Consider the following 22,624-nt stretch of genomic DNA (forward strand, 5'->3'; position numbering starts at 1 on the left):
ATGTCCTTATTCAGCACTTGGAAAGAGCTGCGCAAAAAAGGCGTCATGGGTATCAACCAACGCAATGCTGACTATGTCTTGCGCTATAACCAGCGGCATCTGTATCCGCTGGTTGACGACAAAATTAAAACTAAAGAACGCGCCCTACTCGCTGGCATTCATGTTCCCCCAATGTATGGCGTGATCGACTCTGACAGACAAATCAGTAGCCTCACCGACATCATCAAAGGCCATCGCGACTTTGTCATTAAGCCCGCGCAGGGCGCTGGTGGCGACGGTATTCTCGTTATCGCCGACCGCTTTGAAGGCTATTACCGCACAACCTCGGGTCGCTTGCTAAGCGATGAAGATATTGAATTTCACTTATCAGGTATTTTATCCGGCATTTACTCGCTAGGCGGTCACCGCGACCGTGCACTTATAGAGTATCGGGTTACCCCCGACCCTATCTTCAGCGCCATCAGCTATGAAGGGGTGCCAGACATACGAATCATTGTATTGAAGGGATACCCCCTGCTCGCCATGCTGCGACTGCCTACGCGCCAGTCTGGCGGTAAGGCTAATCTCCATCAGGGCGCCATCGGGGTTGGTGTCGACTTAGCCACCGGTATTACTTTAGACGGAACTTGGTTAAATAAATTTATCAACAGTCACCCAGACACAACCAACCCCGTGCGCGGGGTGCAATTGCCGTTCTGGGATAACTTTATGTCCCTGGCTACTCAATGCTATGAACTCACCGGCCTGGGTTACTTAGGCGTAGATATGGTGCTAGACAAGGATCGCGGGCCCTTAATGCTGGAGCTGAACGCTAGGCCGGGGTTGAATATCCAAATCGCAAATGACGCCGGATTGGCCGCCCGCTGCCGCAGCGTAGAAAATGAAATTGATCGCCTAGCAGCCAAAGGAATTAAAAAACCCTTACCGGCTAAAAGACAGGCGTTTTGCCAACGAGCGTTTGCCCAGCCGCTAGTAGTGGCAGCGGCAAGTGATGAATCGGGAAATAAGGCGATAGGCTAAATGGCGGCGCTCATATTATGAACACCGCGAGGGGCTATTGATGGCAGGCTTCGGGTAGACGGTTGCTAGATTTGAAACGTCCAACAACCCCTTATTTTGCAGCGCGTTCCTGAGCAATCAAGTCTTCAGCTACCTTCAGCATTTCCGAACGACCGCCGGCAGAACGACCCGTCACACGGTACTTACCATTAACGATCAATTCTGGTGTGCCGGCAATACCGTAAGACCTCGCACGGGCATCAGCCTGCTTCACCTGACTATTTACCCCAAAAGAGTCGAATGTTTTACGAAATTTTTCCTCGCTAACATCGGAGTGAGTGGTGAACAAGATCGCCAAGGCATCGGCATCACGCAACATATTGCGATCAACATTAATGGCATTAAAAGTTGGCTCGTGTACTTTATCAAGTACGCCCAGCGCCTCGGCGGTGTAGTAGGCTTTGGCGTGCACGACCATAAGATCGTTCCACATTGCTGGAGAGCGTTTAAAATCGACGTCAGCCGGCAGCTGTTTCTTCCATACTTCTAGCATCGGCTCAAAATCGAAGCAGTGACTACAGCCGTACCAAAACACTTCAACAATTTCGATTTTATCTGGGTTGGCGGTTCTCACCGGCTGCGCGATACGAATGAAACGCTCGCCACTGCTGGCGCTATTAGTCTGCTGAGACTGCGCAGCACTGGCAGCCGGCGGTGCGACTTTCGCGGACACGGGCTCAGACCCATCGCTACACGCCGACATTAATAATAGAAAGCTGAACATACTAACCAGCGAGAACATTTTCTTAATCATGAAGCCCCCTTATTGAAAACATAGTGCCAATCACCCAAAAACTGCAAAAGACAGACCGATATAAATAAATTGTTATAAGCTGCTTGTGACCCCATTAAACCATAATGATTCCGGTTTGCTGGCATCTACTTACCCTATTTACCGGCGGATTTTTATGCGGCCTATAATCAACAGCTATAAAAAAAGCGGCCTAAGCCGCTTTTTTAATCTACTGGCAATCAGTTGTGCACGCCTTGAATGAAGCTAGCTACCGCTTCAATTTCTGAATCGCTCATTTTGAAAGCCACCGAACGCATAATTTTAGTATCGCCATCATTGGAACGGCCTTCACGACCATCTGCTGCTGCACGAAATGCCGTCAATTGGGCAACAATATATGCCGCATGCTGGCCAGCCAGAGCAGGGAAACCCGCTGCAGCCATACCCTGACCGGTAGGAGAATGACATCCTAAGCAAGCCGGTACGCTGCGGTCAGCGATACCACCACGATAAATCGCAGCACCTTTTTCTACCAAAGCTGGGTTGGCCTGACCCGTGCTACTGGTTTTGCTGGCGTAATAAGCCGCGATGTCTGCAATATCCTGATCAGAAAGATTGTCGACTTGACCGGCCATCATCGCCACGGGACGGGCGCCAGACTTGATATCATTAATCTGTTTAATCAAGTAACGCTCGCCTTGGCCTGCCATTTTTGGAAACATCGGCGTAGCACTATTGCCATCTGCACCGTGGCAAGCAGCGCAAGAAGCTGTTTTGGCTTTGCCCGCACTGGCGTTGCCTTCCAATGCCACAGCAGAACCTGTGAACATTAATCCGGCAATCATCACTAGTAGTGTTTTATTCATTGTAACGTACTCTTTAATCAATATAATTTTGTCGCACTGCTAAGATTTAGGCGTCGCCATATACTCAATCAATGCTTGAAACTCGTCAGCACTGCAGTTGAAACACAGGCCCTTCGCTGGCATTGCATTAAAACCTTCCATAGTATGCTTCAGCAGGGTATCCATGCCTTTTTCTAGACGCGGCGCCCAAGCCACTTCGTCGCCTGTTTTTGGCGCGCCATTCGCACCAAAACCGTGGCAGGCATAGCAGGATGGCTTGTAACGATCTACAATTGCCTGCTCAGCAGCGCCGGCTGACACACCAGAGACTAGAAAAAATTAAACCAAAAACCCTTTATGCATTATCTAAGCCTCCGAGTTTCAGCTATAGAATATGATTAATCAGGAAGCTAGGGCCTTGGTAAACGTCTAAAGTGGCCCGCACAAAAACACCGGCATTATACACAACTACTTGGCGTAGGGGGCCAGTTATTACCCCATTATGCTACTGCTTTAGCACTTTTTCTCGGATAAATTATGGATTCCTCCCCAGCATTAAATTACCGCCGCGCCAGCTATTTGAAAAGCTCACCCGACCTTATGCGCTGTCCCGACGACTCTGGCGCGGAGGTTGCCTTTGCCGGCCGCTCCAATGCGGGAAAATCTAGCGCAATCAACCGCTTGACTGAGAATAAAAAGCTCGCCAAAACCAGTAAAACGCCCGGTAGAACGCAGCTGCTTAATTTTTTCATCTTGGATGATAGCGGCCGCCAACGACTTGTCGATCTGCCCGGTTACGGCTTTGCCAAAGTCCCTTTGGCAGTAAAAAACGAGTGGCAGCGAAATCTTGAGGCCTATCTGCAAAAGCGCGAGTCATTAAGCGGCATGGTTCTAATGATGGATATTCGCCACCCCCTCACTGATTTCGATAAGCAAATGGTCAGCTGGGCGACCAAAAGCGCCATGCCCATGCATATTTTACTGACCAAAGCGGACAAGCTTAAGCGCGGCCCAGCGTCGGCGACCTTGTTGGCGGTTCGCAAAGATCTCGCTGAATACGGCGACCTAATCAGCGTGCAATTATTTTCTGCCCACAACGGCGACGGCCTGCAGGCGCTTCGCAGTCAGCTAGATAAGTGGCTGGATATCCCCGCAATAGAAATCATCGACAGCCCTGAAATCACTGAATCTCAGCCTGATAGTAATATTTGAGTAGCTTGAAGATGCAAAAAAGCCCGGCGCGCTGAACTAGCCGGGCAATCCTACTCTTAAAGGAGACAGGGGGAGACAAGTCTCCTAACGCAGGGCTGTTCCTAAATGCTTTAAGAGCAACAGCTTTCTAAAAATAGACGCAAATTAACGTTTATGCAACTTAGTGGGCCTCATCCCAATTGTCACCGGTGCCAACTCCGACCTCCAACGGCACCGATAGCGCAGCCGCGCCCATCATTCGCGCAACAACCTCTTTGCGCACTGCATCCAGTGCTGCCGGCGCTACTTCTAAGACCAACTCATCGTGAACCTGCATAATCATTCGGGCATCGACCTCACTGTCACTCAGGTAGCGATCCACAGAAATCATCGCGCGCTTGATAATATCCGCGGCCGTGCCCTGCATCGGCGCGTTGATCGCAGTGCGCTCGGCAGCCTGCCGACGCATACCATTACTGGCATTAATTTCCGGCAGGTACAAACGCCTGCCAAACAGGGTTTCGACATAGCCTCTCTCTGAGGCCAACACCCGAGTTTCGTCCATATACCTTAGTACACCGGGGTAGCGTTCAAAGTATAAATCGATATATGCCTGCGCCTCTTTGCGGCCAATATGCAGCTGGCGAGCCAAACCAAATGCCGACATACCATATATCAACCCGAAATTGATGGCCTTGGCATTGCGGCGCTGCTCATCGCTGACATTTTCTAGCTCAACCCCAAACACCTCTGCTGCGGTCGCCTTGTGAATATCTTCACGGCGACTAAAAGCGTCAATCAGTCCACGATCACCAGACAAATGGGCCATTATTCGCAGCTCTATCTGCGAGTAATCCGCCGCCAAAATGACATAGCCCGGTGGCGCGACAAAAGCCTGGCGGATACGCCGCCCCTCAGCGCTGCGAATAGGAATATTTTGCAGATTCGGATCGGATGACGACAGCCGGCCAGTCGCAGTTACGGCCTGATGATAGGAAGTATGAATACGACCTGTCACCGGATGAATAAGTAAGGGTAGCTTGTCGGTATACGTCGACTTAAGCTTTGCCATGCCCCGGTGCTCTTGGATCACCTTGGGCAGGGGGTAGTCATGGGCCAACTCCGCCAAGACCTCTTCGGCGGTGGATGGCGCGCCCTTAGGGGTCTTTTTGATTACTGGAATGCTCAAACGCTCAAACAAAATTTCGCCCAGTTGCTTTGGCGAGGCGAGATTAAATTCGCCACCCGCCAAGTCATAAGCCTCTTTCTCCAAAGCCTGCATCTTTAAACCGAGTTCATGGCTTTGCTTACCCAACAGCTCACGACTCACGAACGCACCGTTGCGCTCAATACGCGACAATACCGGCACCAATGGCAACTCAATGTCGCGATATACCGCCATCAGCGCAGAACTGGCGGTAAGTTGGGCAGAAAGGACGTAATGCAGTCGCAAAGTAATATCCGCATCTTCAGCCGCATAGGGTCCAGCCTGCGCCAATGCAACCTGATTAAAAGTGAGCTGTTTAGCCCCCTTACCGGCAATGTCTTCAAAACGAATAGTGCTGAGACCAAGGTGCTTGGTGGCCAAGGTATCCATGTCGTGGCGACTGCCGACAGAATCTAAGACATACGACTCAAGCATGGTGTCTTCGGCAATGCCGCGCAGGGTAATCCCGTGATTGAGAAGGACGTTGGCATCGTATTTTAAGTTTTGGCCCAGCTTGCGCTTACTGGCGTCTTCTAGAAGAGGCTTTAAGGCTGCCAATACAGCGGCTTCATCAAGCTGATCGGGAGCATCCAAGTAATCATGAGCAAACGGTAGATAGGCGGCCTGACCCGCTTGCACAGCAAAAGACACGCCCACTACCCGCGCTTGCATATAGTTTAGGCTGGTAGTTTCAGTATCAAAGGCAAACAGCGTGGCAGCGTTAAGCTTTTGCAGCCACTCATCAAAGTGCGGCTGGGTAAGTATTAGCTGGTAATCTGGCTCACCGGAAAAAGCTAGCTCAGGCGCGTCACTGGCAGCGTCGCCGCCCACATCACCGCCAAGCAGATCCGGCTGCACTATAGACTCAGCACGCGCGCTGCGACTTAACTCCTGCACCCAGGTTTTAAATTCAAATTCGGTAAACAAACTTAGTAAACGCTCATTATCCGGGGCAGACGGCAATAAATCTGGCACCGTGACATCTAATGGCACATCGCATTTAATCGTCGCCAGCGTATAGGAGAGGAATGCCTGTTCGCGGCTATCTGCGAGCTTCTTGGCAACGCCCTTAGCGCCGCGTATCGCTAAATCCGGAACTTTGTCTAGATTTTCGTAAATTTTATGCAGACCGCCCAACGCCAGTATTAGCGCCAATGCGGTTTTCTCACCAACGCCGGCAACACCGGGAATATTGTCGACTTTGTCGCCCATCAGCGCCAAAAAATCGATAATCAGCTCCGGCGGAATTCCAAACTTTTCATTCACCCCCGCAATATCCATCACGGTATCCGTCATGGTATTGACCAAGGTGACGTGCTCATTAACCAACTGCGCCATGTCTTTATCACCGGTCGACACTAAGACAGGCCGCTCCTTGCCAGCCTGAGCGGCCAAGGTGCCAATCACGTCATCGGCCTCGACACCTTCTATCACCAGGCGCGGTAGGCCCATAGCATCGACAATGGCATTTATCGGCTCAACCTGACTCCGCAAATCATCAGGCATGGGAGGGCGCTGCGCTTTGTACTGCGAATACATATCGTCGCGGAAGGTTTTACCCTTGGCATCAAATACCACCGCGATAGGACTGCCGGGGTAATCCTTTTGCAAGCGCCGCAACATATTAATAACGCCTTTTATAGCGCCAGTAGGCTGACCTGCCGAGGTGTTAAGCGGCGGCAGAGCGTGAAAAGCACGGTAGAGGTAGGAAGAACCGTCAACTAAAACAAGGGGCTTTATGGCTGTCATGGGAGCGAGTTTGCACGTCTATTATTGAGAAACGGCAGTGTACCACGAGCTAGACACTCTTCATTAGCCAATCATCAGCTAGCCAGAGTGTTACTAATTTTCACAAGCGCCACAATGTGAAACATAAATGACACACAACATTAACAGTAAATTAACAAAAATTAAGCAGACATCAAAATTGCTTATGTTACCTTACGTAACACAAGGTAACCGTTATCTTGTGTTGGGCCAAACCAGCCCATATTGCTAGGAGTAACTAAAATGAACAAAACTATTAGTGCGATCCTTATCCTACTTGCCAGCGCCATGGCGACCGCCGCAGAACCCAATACTGCAGCCACTGAACCCATGGTAATAGCGTACAACCAGATTGAAGATAGCAAACTTCAGGAACCGACTGCTAAACTGACTAGCAAGCACTTAGCAGCGCGCTTTCTTGAGAAAAATCTGGATGTTGTTGCGGCAAGCTTAAATCTAGAACTGGACGATAAGATTAGTAGCGCCATGACACCACGCTTCGACCAATAAGCCCAGATAGCTTATGACACTACTGGCCACTAACGATCAAAACAGGCCAGAAATGCCTGCCCGAGCTGACGGTATAATCCCAAAAACCCGTCAGCACCTTCTTTTTTCCCCGCGCCATCTTTAGCTAAGCCCATACCCGAACTCATATTAGGGCTTATATTTGCGCCCAAAGGATCGATTTCAATCACCGGAATATCCAGACCTGCAACCAATGCATTTAGCATCGCAGGCGCATACTGTGGCTCGCGAAACACGCAGGAAAATTCACCAGCCTGCAGACGAGCGCGCAACTCAACGATATGTCTCGCTCCCGGTAACCGATCAGACCTCGACATCACCATTTCACCGGCGGGTAAACCGTAGTGCCGCTCAAAGCGACTAAAACCATCATGTAGAAGTAGGTAGGGCCGACGCTCACTGCGATCTATGTCGGCCCGAAGCTCCTTGTCATACTGCCTAAACTCGGAGCTAAAACGTGCGGCATTGGCATGAAAATAGGCGCCCCGCGACGGTATGCGATCGGAAAGTAATCGCGCTACACGCCGCCCTATACTTTGCACTTCATCGGCATCCATCCACACATGAGGATCTTCGTTAATTTTTAAATCTGGGTAGAAGGCGGTAGCATTATCTTGTTTACGCAACAGCTTTTGCAAATAGGTTTCCAGCATAGGCCCAACCCAAAACACAAGGTCTGCGGAGCGCACGCGCTGAACGTCTGAGGGCCGCAACTGAAAATCATGCGGTGAGACCGTTGCCGGCGCCAGCAATTCGGCGGTGACTGCATCGCCGCCGACTTTTTGAACAATCAATTGCAATGGCATAATACTCGACAATACCAGCGGCTTATTACTGTCCGCCCAGGCGACATTACTGAGCATCCAAGCCGTTAATACCATCCACACCACTAATTTCAATTCATCTTCCCCATTGTCTAATACCGCCTTAATGCAATATTATAACATTTTATTTTCCCGCAAATTGGAACTCAATGCACAATATAGTTGAGCAACACAATCATCAGCGCTGCATTGATGATGCCATGTCTCGCGCAAGAGAATTATGCCAGCGCCGGCAAATAAAATTTACCCCTATACGCGAACAGGTTTTAGCTTGTGTGTGGGCGAACCACCAACCGGTGGGCGCTTATACTATCCTAGACAAACTGGCGACAGATACCGACCGCCGCCCAGCCCCACCCACGGTGTACCGCGCACTGGACTTCCTAGTCGACAACGGCCTGGTTCACCGCATTGCATCACTGAATGCCTTTGTGGGCTGCAAAGACCCGCACCACAAGCATCAGGGCCACTTTTTGATATGTCGGCTGTGCCGCAATGCGATGGAACTGGATACCGACATTATCAATACCGCCATTAGCACTGCCGCTAAGCAACATGGCTTTGCCGTTGAGACTCCCTGCGTCGAAGTGGTCGGCTGCTGCGCGCATTGCCAGGAGGACGGCGACAATGTCTGATTCCCCGCTACTAAAACTCGACCAGGTTTCACTGAAGCACCAACAGCATAACTTACTTAGCGATATCAGCATTAGTCTCGCGCCGCGCCAAATAATGACCATTATCGGGCCGAATGGCGCTGGCAAGAGCACTTTAATTAAGATCGCACTGGGCTTAATTAAACCCGATAGCGGGAGCGTCTTTAGACGGGCAAATCTTCGCATTGGTTATATGCCACAGCGCCTATCAATCAACCCCCTAATGCCAATGAGCGTAGAACGCTTTTTAGCGATGAGTCGCACCCGTCAGCAAAATATCCCCGACGCCCTAGCCCGCACCGGCATTAGCCACCTAGGGCAGCGACCACTGCATGACATTTCCGGCGGCGAAACTCAGCGAGTACTGCTTAGTCGAGCGCTGCTGTGCAACCCCGACTTACTGGTGCTCGACGAGCCAGCGCAAGGCGTTGATATTAGCGGCCAAACCGAGCTCTATGAACTCATTAATGACCTGCGCGATACGCTCGGCTGCGCCGTGCTAATGGTGTCCCATGACTTACATTGGGTTATGGCCCAAACCGATACCGTAATATGCCTTAATCAGCATATTTGCTGTCATGGTCACCCGGAACATGTCAGCAATGACCCGGCGTATTTATCATTATTCGGCCGCCGCCACGCCGAAGCGATCGCCCTTTATCAGCACGATCACGACCATCAACACGACATCCATGGCAATGTTGTGGAGGGGCACCATGATCATGACTGACATATTACTCAATGCATTAATCGCCGGCCTATTAGTAGCTGCATTGTGTGGCCCACTTGGGGCGCTGGTGACTTGGCAGCGTATGGCGTATTACGGCGACACACTCGCTCATTCAGCACTGCTTGGCCTCGCCCTAGGCTTGGCGCTACAAGTCAATTTACAATACAGTGTGCTCTTCATCTGCCTGCTAATCGCCACCATTCTGTTTGCTCTGCAGTGGTGGCGAAACATTGCACTGGATAGCCTCCTCGGCATCTTATCTCACAGCAGTTTGGCTCTAGGCTTGGTCTGCCTGTCTTTTTTAGACAATCAACAGTTGGATTTAAACGCCTTTTTGTTCGGCGATTTGCTTGCCATTATGCGCGAAGACTTAATCAGTCTCACGGTAATCTGCGGCCTAATCCTAGCGCTGTTGCTGCGATATTGGCCGGCGCTAGTAGCCATCACCGCACACGCCGAGCTGGCGGAAATTGAAGGTTTGCCAATAAAACGACTGCGATTGTTGATGATGCTCATGGTGGCGGCAACTGTGGCGGTTGCCATGAAAATAGTGGGGGTATTACTAATTACCGCAATGCTGATTATTCCCGCTTCTGCCGCGGCGCGCTTTGCCCGCAGCCCAGAGCAGGCCGCCATTCTGGCCATAATATGCGGCGCCATTGCAGTCATTTGTGGCTTGGCGGGGGCGTGGTATTGGGACACGCCCGCGGGGCCAAGCATTGTCTTGGGAGCAGGGATTTTGTTTATATTAGGGCAGCTGGCACCGAGTTATCGACGCGATTAAGGATGGTGAAACAGCAGATCAAAGGAATCAGCGCGGTGAGGGCGGCTGTTTAAAACAAAGCACTGTATAGCCGTCGCCTTAGGTATTCAGGACACCGCCGACGCTCAACATTCTGAGCGCAGCAATGAATCAGCGGCGGTTAATAATATTCCCGAATGGACAAGTAGGCGCGCTTCATTTTACTAAGCTCTAAGGGCGCTTTCAAAAACCCAACCGAATGACCTTTCGGATTCACCAAGGCCACATTGGCGCTGTGCTCAACCAAATAATTACTGCCTCCACCGGGGACCTTGGTAAACGGAATATTTAGCGACGTCGCAAAGCGATGAATTTCTAAAAAGTCACCAGTAATGCCACGAAATGCCGGGTGAAAAAAATCCAAATAACTATGTAATTGCTCTGGTGTATCGCGGGCCGGGTCAACGCTCGCCAGCCAAACCTGAGTATCCGCCTGCACCTCAGGATCCAACTCCTGATAGAACGCTTTTAGTTGCGCAAGGGTTGTCGGGCAGATGTCTGGGCAATAGGTGAAGCCAAAAAACACTAGATTCCACTGGCCCTGAAAAGTTGAGGGCGTAACGCGCTCACTCCGATCATCTTGCAAAGTGAAATTAGGGAGGGTGCGCGGATTCTCGTAAAGATAGGCCCCCTGAGATTTTAACTCTTCAGCGGTCATGACTCTGGCCCGCGTGAAAGAGTAAAAAAATCCACTCACCAAGATAATTCCAACAGATATAATAGCCAGTACGGTTAAGCGTATACCGCGATTACGCCCTGCCGTTGTGCTTTGCTGGAGCTCTTCTGTCATCAGTAACTAACCTCAAAAATAGTCGTTGCCGGCAGTAAATAGTGATCAAGCAACATGATCATAAACAATGCCATTAAGTAGATAATGGAGTATTTAAATGTTGCCATCGGTGCGTCTGGATTATTGCCACGCATTAACACAATCGCCCAGTACAGAAAGCCCGAACCGAGACACACTGCGCCGAGCAAATACAAAAATCCACTCATACCGGTTGCAAACGGCAGCAGGGTAACAACAAATAACAATATCGTGTAAAGCAGGGTATGCAATTTGGTGTAACCAATGCCGTGGGTCACAGGCAACATTGGAATGCCTACTTTGGCGTAGTCATCTCGACGGTGAATAGCCAGAGCCCAAAAATGGGGTGGCGTCCAAATAAAGATTATCAGCACCAGTAAAAGCGCATGACCGTCTACCTGATTAGTAACCGCCGTCCAACCCAATAAGGGCGGGGCAGCACCCGCAATTCCACCAATAACGATATTCTGTGGCGTTGCGCGCTTTAAGAATAGGGTATAAACCACCGCGTAACCGAGCAGCGAAGCAAACGTTAACCATGCAGTTAAGGCATTTACTTTAATCAGCAACACCGCCATGCCTACACTACCGATCACAGCCGCAAATATCGCTGCATCACGGGTCTTCACTCTACCCTGAGCAATCGGGCGATTATGCGTACGCGCCATCACCAAATCTATGCGACTGTCCACCAAGTGATTGACGGCCGCGGCCGCACCCGCACATAAACCAATACCAATATTGCCAAAAACTAGCGCCTCCCATGGCACCATGCCCGGCACCGACATAAACATGCCTATAACCGAAGTCAACAACATCAGCAGTACCACATTGGGCTTACACAGTTCGTAATAGTCTCGCCAGCTCGCTGACTCGCCCCGTGGCTGCGTCATACTCGAATTCCCCCGCGGTTTACCGCCGCCGTAAATATCAGATAAATGGTAGTGATCTGCGTTAGTAACAACAAGGCCCCAACTAAATTGTGCGCTACCGCCACATTGATAGGAAACTGGAACACGATATTGCTGATACCCAAGGTCACCTGCACGGCAAGTACAGTCAGAATCACATGGGCTAGGGTCTTAGCGGCAGGCAGTTTAAGGCGGTACAACTTTAAACATAGAAATGCTAAATAAGCCACGGTAACAATAGCGCCAAGACGGTGGCTAAAGTGGATAGCAACGCGTGCGGCATTATCCATCGTCCCGCCCAAATAATTAGGTCCAATATGCTGAGTAATATTGAAGCCTTCCCCAAAATTCATAGGGGGTAGCCATTCGCCTTGGCATGTCGGAAAGTCTGGACAGGCTATATCTGCGTAATTCGACGTGGTCCAACCGCCCAAGGCAATCTGCATAAGCACAACCAACAGGCCAATAACGGCCAGTGGCCGAATCGATTTTAACTTAACTTCATCAATAGCGGGAATTTGCCAACGCATATTATTGAGTCGCAAAGTGAGAAGCCATAGTAAGCTGATCGTAGTGAAGCCCCCAAGAAGATGTGCTGTCACCACTTGAGGCCACAACTTGAGGGTCACCGTCCACATACCAAACATGCCCTGCAGAATAATGAATGCAAGGATAAACGCCGGCAGCTTAACAGCTTGGTCTGGCTCTCGGCTACGCAGTGAAAATGCCAATATAGCGATGGTAAAGAGACCCAAGCTCGCTGCTAAATGACGGTGGATCATTTCAGGCCAGGTTTTGTCGTGCTCAACCTGCATATCTGGGTACGCCTCATTAGCGCGCTGAACGTCTTGGTCGGCGCTGGGCCACAGTACGTGTCCGTAACACATCGGCCAATCAGGGCAACCTAGACCAGCATCCGCCAGACGGGTAAAAACACCCATCCCCAAAACGATCACCGCAACTAAACATGCAGTTAAAGTGAGACGAAAACCTGCTTTACGCTTTTCTGGCGTGTTAAATAAAGCCATTGTTTATTACCGTGTTTGCTATATTTACTGCGCCGATTACTTAATCAGGCGCCCCATATCTTTGAGGACGTCCTTGCCTAAACTTGTCAAGGTATGCTGCTCGGTATCACCTGAGCGGTAATACATCATCACCCAACCCATAGGATCCGCCACATAAAATGCGTGGGGGTCGAAAGGGTCAATCTCTAAGGTCTTTAAATTGCTTAAAAAGGCCGAGCCATCGGCATACAGTATCGAGAGATCACTGTGCTCAGCGTCTATAAAGTCACGCAAATTTGCAGACAGGGGTCCATCGACGGCGAGATAAACGCGCTCAACGCGGTCCATTTTTTTCCCAAGCGCGGTTTGCGTCTGCCGCGTCAGATACAGCATACGCTCACAGGCATCAATGCAGTCTCGGCCACCGACAACCATAAACACCCATCGCGACTCAGCGCGATCGAACAAAAATTCACCGCCATCTATCCGCTGGGGGTGTAGATCACCAAGCTGCATTGGTGGACTTATCAATGTGCCGCGATTTACCGTTCTAAAATTAATAATATCTTCCTTCGCCAAATAGAAAACAGCGCTGGACAATAAGATCACCGCGATTGGAATACCCAAAATCAAACTAAGAAGGCGCTTACCGCGCTTAGGATCAATAGATGTTGTCATAGGTCTTTGTTCTCTTCATTCTTACGAAGCTTACGCAGCTCCAATAGATTTGTATTACGAAAAATGAAAATAATGGCCAAAGCCAGCGCCATGGCAAACCACTGCACAGCGTAACCTGTGTGCTTTGCAGGCAACACATTAACTACCAAGCGCTCGGTCTGCAATGCCCCCACACTGCTATCGTCAAGCCGCAGACTAACCGGCAGCACATCGGGGAATTCTCTCCTCTCGGCATCAATATCTAACCACTGTTGACGACGTGGCCAAGTGGTATGAAGCTCGGTCCCCAAACTGAAGTTTTTCTCATCGCTGCGATACAACTCACCCGTAATCGTCACCACACCCTCGGGAATCGACACCTCCGGCAAGGTCCGACGAGAGGCATCGCCCGCAATCCATCCCCGATTAACCAGCAAAGCGCCACCATCACTGAGATTAAAGACAGCCATTATCTCATAACCGAATCGACCGCGAAAAATCCGATTATCTAACAGCCAATATCGTGTGGCATCAAATTCACCGCTTGCAGATACAGGGCGGTAATTTGGATAACTATCTAGCGTTGTAATACTTACTGGAGGTAGAAGCCGACGTTCTTCAAAATCGGCGAGCAGGGCTTCTTTCTGATCTGCGCGCTGCAACTGCCAGAAACCAAGACTCACTAACACCGGTAGTATCAAGATAATAGCGAGGGCCGACTTCCAATCTAGCTGCCATTGAAATCTAGTCCGCTGCGCCACCATTTATGAAATCCTATTGTGTATAATTCGGCAAACACTTTAAAGGCTCACCGATATGTGGTTAAAGATTGTCATAGTCGTGCTGTTTATCGCACTCATCATCAGCCTGTTTAGCGGGCTGTTCTTCTTAATACAAGATCGTGGTACTACCATGCGAACGTGGCAATCACTAAAGGTTCGCTTGATTATCGCAGCACTGTTGATGAGTTTTCTGTTTTACGGTGTGTTTACTGGAAAACTCGGATCTAAGGCGCCTTGGGATCAACGTCATCTAGACTCAGGGGAAACTAGCCAGCAAACACCATAGCCTTTCAATAAAAAACTTGGCCGGTACATCGACTTACAAAGTAAGCAGATGTACCGGCCAAATTTAGTGAGCTAGTAGCTGTGTACGTTTAAATAATATAAACGAACAAGAACAAGAACACCCATACCACGTCGACAAAGTGCCAGTACCAAGATGATGCTTCAAAACCGAACTGATCTTCAGCAGAGAAGTGGCCCTTGGTTTTTGAACGCAACCACTGCACCAATAACATGAAGGTACCCATTGCCACGTGAAAGCCGTGGAAACCGGTCAACATGAAGAAAGTGGTACCGTAAACACCGCTGTTAAGGCGAATACCATATTCAAAAAGCGCCTCGTGGTATTCCAGGTACTGCACATACAAAAAGATACAACCTAAGGCTACAGTCACAAACAACCACAAGTTGAATTTCTTGCGGTCATTCTGCTTAATACCCATGTGGGCAATGTGACAAGTAAAGCTAGACGTCAACAGAATGAGGGTATTGTACAAAGGCAACCAGTGGAAAATATTCGCAAAACCAGGGAAAGACAGACCATTTTCAGCACCAGCAAACTCACCGTTATTTGCTAAATGGCCCGCTACGGCCTGTGCCTTAACACCACCAATCGCGTCTTGTGGCGTCTCTAAAAGAGGCCACGCGTATTCAAAACCAGGCCACAATAGCGCATTCATAGCGCCATCACCTTCACCCGCCAACCACGGTGCAGACAAATTACGGATATAGAACAGGGCCCCAAAGAAGACGGCAAAAAACATCACTTCTGAGAAAATAAACCACTGCATACCAATCACATAGGATTGCTTAAGCTGCGCACTGTTCATGCCTGCGCGATTTTCACGAATCGCCGTACTAAACCAAACCCACAGAGTAACTGCAAGCCAAGCCAAACCAGCAAATAAGATAAAACTGGAGTTAGTCTCTTCGCCTGCACGATAAGTGCTATCGTTAATAACACTTGCGGCACCATAAACGATAGTTGTCATGCCTATCGACGCACTGATAGCAAGCTTACTACTGTCGGGCACGTAGTAGGTTTCGTGCTCTGTATTGCTTTGACCCGCCATTATTAAATCTCCATTTTCTCGGGAGAGAAAAATCTATTTTCTATTTCGATGACGACGCCACAGAATTCTGTTTTGCCGCCATCTCGGTTACGTCAAAAATTGTGTACGATAAAGTAATTACGTGGATATCTTTGGGTAAGTCACGATCTATTATAAATTGTAGCGGCAGATCGGCGTCTGTGCCCGCAGCCAAAGGCTGCTGGTTAAAACAAAAACATTCCGTTTTGTGAAAATACTGGGCCGCGCGAGAAGGAACAATACTGGGGATAGCCTGCGACACCATATACCTGTCTTGCGTATTCTTTGCAAAGAAGGTGACGAGGCTAGACGCTCCAGGGTGAACTTCAACCTGACTGGTATTGGGTGAAAACTCCCAAGGCATCTTTTCATTGTTTTGCGCGACAAATTGCACTTTCACAATTCGGCTTGTATCAATCTGACTATCTATAACGGTGTACTGATCACCGGTGGTCCTACCGTTAATGCCCAACACCTCACACAAAGCATCGTAAAGTGGGGGCATTACCCACATAGCGAACACAAACATAATAACAGCCAAACCCAGCAACTTAATGCTGAGTATCGTGGTCTTTTTATCTGCTTGGTTCGCCATAATTACCTAGCTCCTTACTTCAATTCTGGGGGCGTTGTAAAGGTATGATATGGCGCAGGCGTTGGTACTGTCCACTCCAAGGTTGTACCACCTTCCCAGACTTTCGGATCGCTGATAGGTTTGCCGTGAGTAATTGTTCTAACGATATTGAACAAGAACAACAACTGGCTACCACCGTAAATAAACGCACCGATGGATGACATCATATTGAAGTCAGCAAACATCAGATTGTAATCAGGAATACGGCGCGGCATACCTGCCAGACCCACAAAGTGCTGAGGGAAGAAAGTCAGGTTGAAACCAACGAACGAGATCCAGAAGTGGGCTTTACCCATGGTCTCGTTGTACATTTTGCCAGTCCACTTCGGGATCCAGTAATACACAGCAGCAGACAGCGCAAAAATCGCACCAGCAACCATGGTGTAGTGGAAATGGGCGACCACAAAGTAGCTATCGTGGTATTGAAAATCCGCAGGCGCAATAGCAAGCATCAAGCCAGAGAACCCACCTATGGTGAACAGGAACACCTTAGCAATCGCAAATAACATTGGCGTTTCAAGGGTAATGGAACCCTTAAACATGGTGGTGATCCAGTTGAACACCTTGGCCGCTGTTGGCACTGCAATCAACATGGTTGCGTACATAAAGAACAGTTCGCCAGCAATCGGCATGCCTACCGTGTACATATGGTGAGCCCATACGATAAACGACAAGAAAGCGATTGATGATGTTGCGTAAACCATTGAGTCGTAACCAAACAAAGGTTTGCGAGAGAAGGTTGGAATAACCTCTGACACGACCCCAAATGCTGGCAGAATGATGATATACACCTCTGGGTGACCAAAGAACCAGAACACGTGCTGGAACAATACTGGGTCACCACCACCGGCCGCGCTAAAAAAGCTGGTACCGAAGTGAATATCCATCAACATCATGGTTACTGCACCCGCCAGTACTGGCATTACAGCCACTAACAAGAACGCAGTGATCAACCAAGTCCATACAAACATCGGCATTTTCATGTAAGTCATGCCTGGCGCGCGCATGTTTACTACAGTAGCAATGATGTTAATCGAACCCATGATCGACGATATACCCATGGCGTGAACCGCGAATATAAAGAAAGTCACGCTTGGCGGTGCGTATGTTGTAGACAGCGGTGCGTAGAACGTCCAACCAAAGTTTGGACCACCACCTTCCATAAAGAGGGTAGATGCCAATAACAGAAACGTTGGCGGCAGAATCCAGAACGACCAGTTATTCATGCGTGGCAACGCCATATCAGGCGCGCCGATCATCAATGGGATCATCCAGTTAGCCAAGCCAACAAAGGCCGGCATAATGGCACCGAACACCATGACTAAACCATGCATGGTCGTCATTTGATTAAAGAACTCAGGCTGCACTATTTGCAAGCCTGGTTGAAATAATTCAGCGCGAATGATCATGGCGAACGAGCCGCCAAGCAAAAACATCGCAAAACTGAACCATAGATACATTGTGCCGATATCTTTATGGTTGGTGGTAAATAACCACCTAGTTAAACCTTTAGCAGGTCCGTGATGAGCACCCATGGTGTAATCCCCCTACTGACCTTTTTTGTAATTATAAATATCAACCGGCTGCAACATGTCACCCATGTTGTTGCCGAACGCGTTGCGCTGGTAGGTTATAACCGCAGCTATATCCACTTCACTAAACTGGCTACCAAATGCCGGCATCGATGTGCCAGCCACACCGTTTACGAGACGATCGATATGAGCTTTAATCGGCCCAGTCGCAATAGCACTGCCAGCAATGGCATTACCTATGCCACCCTCACCATTAGCGCCGTGACAAGCAGAACAAGAGCTAACGTAAATCGGTTTGCCGCGTTCAACCAGCTCTTCCAGCGAGAAGTCTTTCGACATCAATGCTTTAACCTCAGCTGAGGCCGCTTTCTTATCGGCTAACCACGCTTGGTATTCAGACTCTTCAACAACGTTAACCACAATGGGCATAAAGCCATGATTGCGACCGCAAAGCTCAGCGCACTGACCGCGGAAAACACCGGTTTCAGTCGCTTTAGTCCACGATTCGTTGATGAAACCAGGAATCGCGTCGCGCTTCACAGCCAGTGCCGGCACCCACCACGCGTGCAACACGTCATTGGCAGTAACAAGAAAACGTACTTTCTTATTCACAGGAATAACGACAGGCTCATCAACCTCTAACAAGTAGTTAGAGCCTTTGGCTTCAGTATTCGCAATTTCCGCGCCGTCAGTCGCCAAATTCGAAAAGAAACTTATATTGTCGCCATCGGGATTGATGTATTCGTATTTCCACTTCCACCGGTAGCCGGTGATCAGAATGTCGAGATCAGCGTCATCGGTGTCGTAGATTTCGATCAAAGTTTTTGTAGCTGGAACAGCCATAAACATCAGGATCAAAAATGGCACTATGGTCCAAGCAATTTCCACGCGGGTATTTTCATGAAAAGTTGCCGGTTCCTGATGACGCTCTTTACGGTATGCAAATACCGAATAAAACATCACGCCAAAAACCACTATGCCTGTTACGACGCAAATGTAGAAAACCCACATATGCAGATCGTAAATTTGATGACCAATCTCGGTAATACCGGGGGTCATATTGGTTTGCCAACGCTCAACCTGCTCGGCCCATGCGCCGGCACTAAACAGACTTAGCAGCATTAGCACAGGACTAAGCGCCAGCTTAAGCAGCCGTTTCGCTTTTAAATACATCTCCCGTGTCTCCATTTACGTTAATAAAGCCCCAACACCACACAAAGACTGCCATGTACAAGTTTTCAATCTATTTGGGGAACACAATCGTTAAATTGGACTCTCAGACAGATGCAAACAAACCCCGGTGCGAATTTATTTTAAATTCGCATTGAGATTTATTCGTAATTTGCACATCACAAACCCATAGACGCTGCTTTGGGTGCGACAAAACGCCGCAATTATAAACCCGTTGAATGCGCCAGCGCTACTCTGCTGCGGTGGAATAAGCAGTAACTTATACAATAAATTCAGCTCTTCCCCGCCGCCCACACTAATTAAAGTGTTGATCTAAATCAAAAACCACAAGATATAGGGTAAAATCTATTTTTTTTCTGATATCCAGATCGGTTTAAATCCGCTCTAATTCTGTGCAAGCACGCTACGCACTTAGCTATTCACGCGATATATTTGCGCAATGACCCCTATGCAACATGCCAGCCGACGTATCCGCGCACTTTCCGGGCCAATGATCCTTGCGAATCTGTCTGTGCCACTACTGGGTATTGTAGATACAGCTATTCTTGCTCATCTAGATGATAGCCGCTATTTAAGCGCGGTCGCCATCAGCAGCAGTTTGCTTGCCTTTTTATACTGGGGCTTTGGATTTTTACGAATGGGCACCACGGGTGCCAGCGCGCAAGCACATAACCACACCGAGAGCGCTGGCCTGCTAATAAAGGCGCTGACGTTAAGCGGGATCATCGCGATATTTATATTATTTACGGGTCACTCGCTAAGCCATATCGGCCTGTCGCTAATGAACGCCAACGACTCCTTAATGCCCCTAGCTCAAAGCTATCTGCACATCCGTCTATACAGTGCGCCCGCCGTTTTGGGAACCTATGTGGTGGTTGGCTGGCAAATCGGCCAACAGCAAACTCGCTGGCCGCTGGCGATTGCACTCACCAGCAACATCATCAATATCGCCCTAGACTATGTCTTTGTCATCAAACTCAATCACTACAGCGATGGCGCGGCGGTCGCCAGCGCCATCAGCGAATATTGTGGTTTTGGCTTGGCGCTTTGGTCGGTGCGCTCGCCACTGAAACACATCAGCAAACTCGGTATTAGCCATGCATGGGCACAAGGCCCGAAGCTTAAACAGCTACTTAGTAGCAATTTTCAGCTTTTTATTCGCACCGCAGCACTATTATTTAGCTTTGCTTTTTTCACGGCCCAAAGTGCAACACTAGGCCAGAATCAACTCGCCGCCAACGCGATACTGATCCAATTAATGATGATTAGCGCCTACGGCTTGGATGGCTTTGCCCACGCCGCAGAAGCCTTGATAGGGGAGGCCTATAAACGACGTGATAGGGCACTACTAATCACCACCTGCCTGGCCTGCGCCAAATACTGCGCAATAACCGCGGTCATGGCGAGCGCTGCGCTATTCATATTCAAGTCTTCCATTATCGGCGTCATGACAGATTTGCCTGCCGTCGGCCAACTGGTGCGCCAGTATTATTACTGGATAATCTGGCTGCCATTACTTTGCGCACCCAGCTACCTGCTAGACGGCATCTATATCGGCTCGCTAAAAACCCAGACCATGCAATGGTGCATGTTGTTTTGCGTCAGCGCTGTGTACCTGCCGCTTTGGGCTGTCACCCAGAACTGGGGCAATCAAGGGCTCTGGTTTGCCTTTAGCGCATTTAATTTAGCTCGCGGCCTAAGCTTAGCCCTGTTGTTTCGCTATAGTATTCTAAAAAATCTACCACCTCGGTAATCCGACCGCCGCTACCATACGTAACGAAGTTGAAACGCCAAGAATCCGTCTTTACTGGCACCGAAACGCCGCTTTATCTTATTGTTGTGATAATGGGCGCTAGTTAATACGCAAAGCCAAATATCCATGTTTGTGTATATCGGTATCAACACTGACCACATAATTCCTACACCTAATCTTTACGTCATTTTTTAGACGAGGTATGACCAATGAAAAAATCCACATATTTGCTCATAGGTATATTGTTAAGCCTAATAAGTACCAGCGTATTCGCTCAGTGCGCTGCACACGCCGTGTTCCGTGCACCCGCTATTCCTGAATTACGCGATACCAACTTTGAACAGGTAGCTCAACTTGAAGAATCGGTAAGAAGCTATATCGCTGACGCTGAGAAAAGGCTGCAGTTGTGCGGCAATAGAGTATCACCACGTAGCTATAACCTTGCCATCAATCGCCTAGAACGAGTCGCCGACGGCTACAATGAGTTGGCCCAATTTTATAACCGGGTGAGAGGTTTCAAAAAAATGGACGTTGCAGTCAACTAAGCTTCTTGCACACTGTAGAAGTATTAGACGGCAGTGCTTATATCCACAGTCCAGCTAATATGCAGGCTGTACGATCAGGTTTTTTTGTGCTTTAAAAGTACTTACAAGGCCTGTGTCGCAACCAGCCAATAGCAATAGCCGCCTCTTTAACACACCAAATTTTGAGTTGCCGTCTTTAATAACTGCTCGCGGCACAGCCGCGCCCGCAATATCCCGATTAGGTATAATTAAGACCAAGTCGACATAGCGCTCCCCACGTCCAATTAGTGGCAATGACAGAATTTCTCCACTCTCTAATTCCGCACACATCGCTATTTCAGGCAGCCAAGCAAAGCCCAGGCCACGTGCCACCGCTCTTATCGATATTTCCATACGACTTACCGTTAGACGCTGAGCGACGTCCAGCCAGCCCGAATCTCGCTTTTTGCGAACCCCAGGATCCATTACCACCACTTGTCGAAATGGCCGCAAATCCCGATAGTCTAGGCTGCGCCCCAGCGTGTGTAAGGCATGGTGGCGGTGCGCCACTGCAATAAACTTCACTCTCAGCAATTGACCGCCAAGAAATCCTGGTGGCACAATACCGGTAATCGCAACATCGCGGCGCCGCTCAAGCAAAGCCTCTTCAGCACCACTCAACACCGTTTCAACACATTCAATACGAGTATTGGGACAGCTTTCGCTCAGCTCATGAAAACAATCTAGCATTGCGTGACTGGGAAAAAGTGCATCACACACAATTCTGAGCTGAGGCTCCCAGCCAGCCGCGACCGATTTGGTGGACTGCTCTAGTTGCAGAGCTTCATCAATTAAGCCCCGCCCACGAAAGTAGAGCACTTGATTCAATTCCGTCAGCTCAGACTTCCGGCCACAAATTTTAAAAACCTTAACACCTAGCTGCTCTTCCATTTTCTGAATGGTATAGGTCACTGCGGACTGACTTTTGTGTAAAACCTCCGCAGCGAAAGCATAACTACCCTTGTCCACCACCGCCAGAAAACAGTGCCACTGCTCAAGATTCGTTCTAGAGACCAATATGCATCAATTTTTCTGATCGTTATTACCAATAATTTAATGGGTCCATCGAGCAAC

Annotated in this window: 24 protein-coding genes; 9 read left to right on the forward strand and 15 right to left on the reverse strand. The window is 49.2% G+C overall.

Annotation, left to right across the window (positions count from 1 at the left end):
- Entirely contained in the window at nt 1–1,020 is a 1,020-nt protein-coding gene (locus ACI955_RS05345) for an alpha-L-glutamate ligase-like protein (RefSeq protein ID WP_415242702.1), read from the forward strand.
- Between the two features lie 91 nt (nt 1,021–1,111).
- Here the strand turns inward: ACI955_RS05345 and ACI955_RS05350 are convergent, their stop codons facing one another.
- The 3 genes from ACI955_RS05350 to ACI955_RS05360 form a co-directional block, all read right to left on the reverse strand.
- Nucleotides 1,112–1,813, reverse strand: a complete 702-nt coding sequence (locus ACI955_RS05350; protein ID WP_415242703.1) for a thiol:disulfide interchange protein DsbA/DsbL — start codon at nt 1,811–1,813, stop codon at nt 1,112–1,114.
- 218 nt (nt 1,814–2,031) lie between these two features.
- Nucleotides 2,032–2,658, reverse strand: a complete 627-nt coding sequence (locus tag ACI955_RS05355) for a c-type cytochrome (RefSeq protein ID WP_415242704.1) — start codon at nt 2,656–2,658, stop codon at nt 2,032–2,034.
- A gap of 39 nt (nt 2,659–2,697) precedes the next feature.
- Nucleotides 2,698–2,958 (reverse strand): c-type cytochrome, encoded by a 261-nt coding sequence (locus ACI955_RS05360; protein WP_415242705.1) that lies wholly within the window; start codon nt 2,956–2,958, stop codon nt 2,698–2,700.
- A 216-nt stretch (nt 2,959–3,174) separates the two neighbouring features.
- Between ACI955_RS05360 and yihA the strand changes: the two genes are divergently transcribed.
- A complete protein-coding gene (yihA, locus tag ACI955_RS05365; RefSeq protein WP_415242706.1) occupies nt 3,175–3,849 on the forward strand; it encodes a ribosome biogenesis GTP-binding protein YihA/YsxC in 675 nt (224 codons plus the stop codon).
- 160 nt (nt 3,850–4,009) lie between these two features.
- On the opposite strand, the gene polA is transcribed toward yihA, so the two are convergent.
- Nucleotides 4,010–6,784, reverse strand: a complete 2,775-nt coding sequence (polA, locus tag ACI955_RS05370) for a DNA polymerase I (RefSeq protein WP_415242707.1) — start codon at nt 6,782–6,784, stop codon at nt 4,010–4,012.
- A gap of 261 nt (nt 6,785–7,045) precedes the next feature.
- Here polA and ACI955_RS05375 point away from each other — a divergent pair, with 261 nt between their 5' ends.
- Nucleotides 7,046–7,312 (forward strand): hypothetical protein, encoded by a 267-nt coding sequence (locus ACI955_RS05375; protein WP_415242708.1) that lies wholly within the window; start codon nt 7,046–7,048, stop codon nt 7,310–7,312.
- 29 nt (nt 7,313–7,341) lie between these two features.
- On the opposite strand, the gene ACI955_RS05380 is transcribed toward ACI955_RS05375, so the two are convergent.
- Nucleotides 7,342–8,220: a metal ABC transporter solute-binding protein, Zn/Mn family gene (locus ACI955_RS05380; RefSeq protein ID WP_415242847.1), complete on the reverse strand. Its 879-nt coding sequence runs from the start codon at nt 8,218–8,220 to the stop codon at nt 7,342–7,344.
- An 83-nt stretch (nt 8,221–8,303) separates the two neighbouring features.
- Here ACI955_RS05380 and ACI955_RS05385 point away from each other — a divergent pair, with 83 nt between their 5' ends.
- The 3 genes from ACI955_RS05385 to ACI955_RS05395 are packed head-to-tail and all read left to right on the forward strand — an operon-like array spanning nt 8,304 to nt 10,321.
- On the forward strand, nt 8,304–8,789 hold the full coding sequence (locus tag ACI955_RS05385) for a Fur family transcriptional regulator (RefSeq protein ID WP_415242709.1): 486 nt from the start codon (nt 8,304–8,306) through the stop codon (nt 8,787–8,789).
- Complete coding sequence (gene znuC, locus ACI955_RS05390) at nt 8,782–9,537, forward strand: zinc ABC transporter ATP-binding protein ZnuC (RefSeq protein ID WP_415242710.1); 756 nt, start codon at nt 8,782–8,784, stop codon at nt 9,535–9,537. The genes ACI955_RS05385 and znuC overlap by 8 nt, the downstream gene beginning before the upstream one ends.
- Nucleotides 9,530–10,321, forward strand: coding sequence for a metal ABC transporter permease (locus ACI955_RS05395; protein WP_415242711.1), 792 nt, complete (start codon nt 9,530–9,532; stop codon nt 10,319–10,321). The genes znuC and ACI955_RS05395 overlap by 8 nt, the downstream gene beginning before the upstream one ends.
- 139 nt (nt 10,322–10,460) lie before the next feature.
- Here ACI955_RS05395 and ACI955_RS05400 read toward each other — a convergent pair whose 3' ends face one another.
- Genes ACI955_RS05400 through ACI955_RS05420 form a run of 5 tightly spaced genes read right to left on the reverse strand, consistent with a single transcriptional unit; the run spans nt 10,461 to nt 14,486 of the window.
- The gene (locus ACI955_RS05400; protein ID WP_415242712.1) at nt 10,461–11,129 is read right to left on the reverse strand and encodes an SCO family protein; all 669 of its coding nucleotides are present in this window, start codon (nt 11,127–11,129) and stop codon (nt 10,461–10,463) included.
- Nucleotides 11,129–12,040: a heme o synthase gene (gene cyoE / locus ACI955_RS05405; RefSeq protein ID WP_415242713.1), complete on the reverse strand. Its 912-nt coding sequence runs from the start codon at nt 12,038–12,040 to the stop codon at nt 11,129–11,131. Before cyoE ends, ACI955_RS05400 begins: the two co-directional genes overlap by 1 nt.
- Nucleotides 12,037–13,086, reverse strand: a complete 1,050-nt coding sequence (locus ACI955_RS05410; RefSeq protein ID WP_415242714.1) for a COX15/CtaA family protein — start codon at nt 13,084–13,086, stop codon at nt 12,037–12,039. The genes cyoE and ACI955_RS05410 overlap by 4 nt, the downstream gene beginning before the upstream one ends.
- A 36-nt stretch (nt 13,087–13,122) precedes the next feature.
- Entirely contained in the window at nt 13,123–13,743 is a 621-nt protein-coding gene (locus tag ACI955_RS05415; RefSeq protein WP_415242715.1) for a hypothetical protein, read from the reverse strand.
- The gene (locus ACI955_RS05420; protein ID WP_415242716.1) at nt 13,740–14,486 is read right to left on the reverse strand and encodes an SURF1 family protein; all 747 of its coding nucleotides are present in this window, start codon (nt 14,484–14,486) and stop codon (nt 13,740–13,742) included. Before ACI955_RS05420 ends, ACI955_RS05415 begins: the two co-directional genes overlap by 4 nt.
- A 52-nt stretch (nt 14,487–14,538) precedes the next feature.
- Between ACI955_RS05420 and ACI955_RS05425 the strand changes: the two genes are divergently transcribed.
- Nucleotides 14,539–14,790 (forward strand): DUF2909 domain-containing protein, encoded by a 252-nt coding sequence (locus tag ACI955_RS05425; protein WP_415242717.1) that lies wholly within the window; start codon nt 14,539–14,541, stop codon nt 14,788–14,790.
- A gap of 88 nt (nt 14,791–14,878) precedes the next feature.
- On the opposite strand, the gene ACI955_RS05430 is transcribed toward ACI955_RS05425, so the two are convergent.
- The 4 genes from ACI955_RS05430 to coxB are packed head-to-tail and all read right to left on the reverse strand — an operon-like array spanning nt 14,879 to nt 19,216.
- Entirely contained in the window at nt 14,879–15,859 is a 981-nt protein-coding gene (locus ACI955_RS05430; RefSeq protein WP_415242718.1) for a cytochrome c oxidase subunit 3, read from the reverse strand.
- Nucleotides 15,860–15,899: 40 nt separating this feature from the next.
- Nucleotides 15,900–16,472 (reverse strand): cytochrome c oxidase assembly protein, encoded by a 573-nt coding sequence (locus ACI955_RS05435; RefSeq protein WP_415242719.1) that lies wholly within the window; start codon nt 16,470–16,472, stop codon nt 15,900–15,902.
- A gap of 14 nt (nt 16,473–16,486) precedes the next feature.
- Nucleotides 16,487–18,046 carry a cytochrome c oxidase subunit I gene (ctaD, locus tag ACI955_RS05440; RefSeq protein WP_415242720.1) on the reverse strand — a complete coding sequence of 520 codons (1,560 nt, stop codon included), beginning with the start codon at nt 18,044–18,046 and terminating at the stop codon, nt 16,487–16,489.
- A 12-nt stretch (nt 18,047–18,058) separates the two neighbouring features.
- On the reverse strand, nt 18,059–19,216 hold the full coding sequence (gene coxB / locus ACI955_RS05445) for a cytochrome c oxidase subunit II (RefSeq protein ID WP_415242721.1): 1,158 nt from the start codon (nt 19,214–19,216) through the stop codon (nt 18,059–18,061).
- Between the two features lie 466 nt (nt 19,217–19,682).
- Between coxB and ACI955_RS05450 the strand changes: the two genes are divergently transcribed.
- Nucleotides 19,683–20,987 (forward strand): MATE family efflux transporter, encoded by a 1,305-nt coding sequence (locus tag ACI955_RS05450; protein WP_415242722.1) that lies wholly within the window; start codon nt 19,683–19,685, stop codon nt 20,985–20,987.
- Between the two features lie 209 nt (nt 20,988–21,196).
- On the forward strand, nt 21,197–21,532 hold the full coding sequence (locus tag ACI955_RS05455) for a hypothetical protein (protein ID WP_415242723.1): 336 nt from the start codon (nt 21,197–21,199) through the stop codon (nt 21,530–21,532).
- A gap of 54 nt (nt 21,533–21,586) precedes the next feature.
- On the opposite strand, the gene ACI955_RS05460 is transcribed toward ACI955_RS05455, so the two are convergent.
- Nucleotides 21,587–22,567 (reverse strand): LysR family transcriptional regulator, encoded by a 981-nt coding sequence (locus tag ACI955_RS05460; RefSeq protein WP_415242724.1) that lies wholly within the window; start codon nt 22,565–22,567, stop codon nt 21,587–21,589.
- Nucleotides 22,568–22,624: the final 57 nt, after the last annotated feature.

It is taken from the genome of Zhongshania sp., assembly GCF_047636175.1.
Lineage (GTDB): Bacteria > Pseudomonadota > Gammaproteobacteria > Pseudomonadales > Spongiibacteraceae > Spongiibacter.

What these genes read in the sequence shown, in the direction of transcription:
- ACI955_RS05345 (WP_415242702.1), top strand. Translation starts at nt 1, where the DNA reads ATGTCCTTATTCAGCACTTGGAAAGAGCTGCGCAAAAAAGGCGTCATG.
- ACI955_RS05350 (WP_415242703.1), bottom strand. Translation starts at nt 1,813, where the DNA reads ATGATTAAGAAAATGTTCTCGCTGGTTAGTATGTTCAGCTTTCTATTA.
- ACI955_RS05355 (WP_415242704.1), bottom strand. Translation starts at nt 2,658, where the DNA reads ATGAATAAAACACTACTAGTGATGATTGCCGGATTAATGTTCACAGGT.
- yihA (WP_415242706.1), top strand. Translation starts at nt 3,175, where the DNA reads ATGGATTCCTCCCCAGCATTAAATTACCGCCGCGCCAGCTATTTGAAA.
- polA (WP_415242707.1), bottom strand. Translation starts at nt 6,784, where the DNA reads ATGACAGCCATAAAGCCCCTTGTTTTAGTTGACGGTTCTTCCTACCTC.
- ACI955_RS05375 (WP_415242708.1), top strand. Translation starts at nt 7,046, where the DNA reads ATGAACAAAACTATTAGTGCGATCCTTATCCTACTTGCCAGCGCCATG.
- ACI955_RS05385 (WP_415242709.1), top strand. Translation starts at nt 8,304, where the DNA reads ATGCACAATATAGTTGAGCAACACAATCATCAGCGCTGCATTGATGAT.
- znuC (WP_415242710.1), top strand. Translation starts at nt 8,782, where the DNA reads ATGTCTGATTCCCCGCTACTAAAACTCGACCAGGTTTCACTGAAGCAC.
- ACI955_RS05395 (WP_415242711.1), top strand. Translation starts at nt 9,530, where the DNA reads ATGACTGACATATTACTCAATGCATTAATCGCCGGCCTATTAGTAGCT.
- ACI955_RS05400 (WP_415242712.1), bottom strand. Translation starts at nt 11,129, where the DNA reads ATGACAGAAGAGCTCCAGCAAAGCACAACGGCAGGGCGTAATCGCGGT.
- cyoE (WP_415242713.1), bottom strand. Translation starts at nt 12,040, where the DNA reads ATGACGCAGCCACGGGGCGAGTCAGCGAGCTGGCGAGACTATTACGAA.
- ACI955_RS05410 (WP_415242714.1), bottom strand. Translation starts at nt 13,086, where the DNA reads ATGGCTTTATTTAACACGCCAGAAAAGCGTAAAGCAGGTTTTCGTCTC.
- ACI955_RS05415 (WP_415242715.1), bottom strand. Translation starts at nt 13,743, where the DNA reads ATGACAACATCTATTGATCCTAAGCGCGGTAAGCGCCTTCTTAGTTTG.
- ACI955_RS05420 (WP_415242716.1), bottom strand. Translation starts at nt 14,486, where the DNA reads ATGGTGGCGCAGCGGACTAGATTTCAATGGCAGCTAGATTGGAAGTCG.
- ACI955_RS05425 (WP_415242717.1), top strand. Translation starts at nt 14,539, where the DNA reads ATGTGGTTAAAGATTGTCATAGTCGTGCTGTTTATCGCACTCATCATC.
- ACI955_RS05430 (WP_415242718.1), bottom strand. Translation starts at nt 15,859, where the DNA reads ATGGCGGGTCAAAGCAATACAGAGCACGAAACCTACTACGTGCCCGAC.
- ACI955_RS05435 (WP_415242719.1), bottom strand. Translation starts at nt 16,472, where the DNA reads ATGGCGAACCAAGCAGATAAAAAGACCACGATACTCAGCATTAAGTTG.
- ctaD (WP_415242720.1), bottom strand. Translation starts at nt 18,046, where the DNA reads ATGGGTGCTCATCACGGACCTGCTAAAGGTTTAACTAGGTGGTTATTT.
- coxB (WP_415242721.1), bottom strand. Translation starts at nt 19,216, where the DNA reads ATGTATTTAAAAGCGAAACGGCTGCTTAAGCTGGCGCTTAGTCCTGTG.
- ACI955_RS05450 (WP_415242722.1), top strand. Translation starts at nt 19,683, where the DNA reads ATGCAACATGCCAGCCGACGTATCCGCGCACTTTCCGGGCCAATGATC.
- ACI955_RS05455 (WP_415242723.1), top strand. Translation starts at nt 21,197, where the DNA reads ATGAAAAAATCCACATATTTGCTCATAGGTATATTGTTAAGCCTAATA.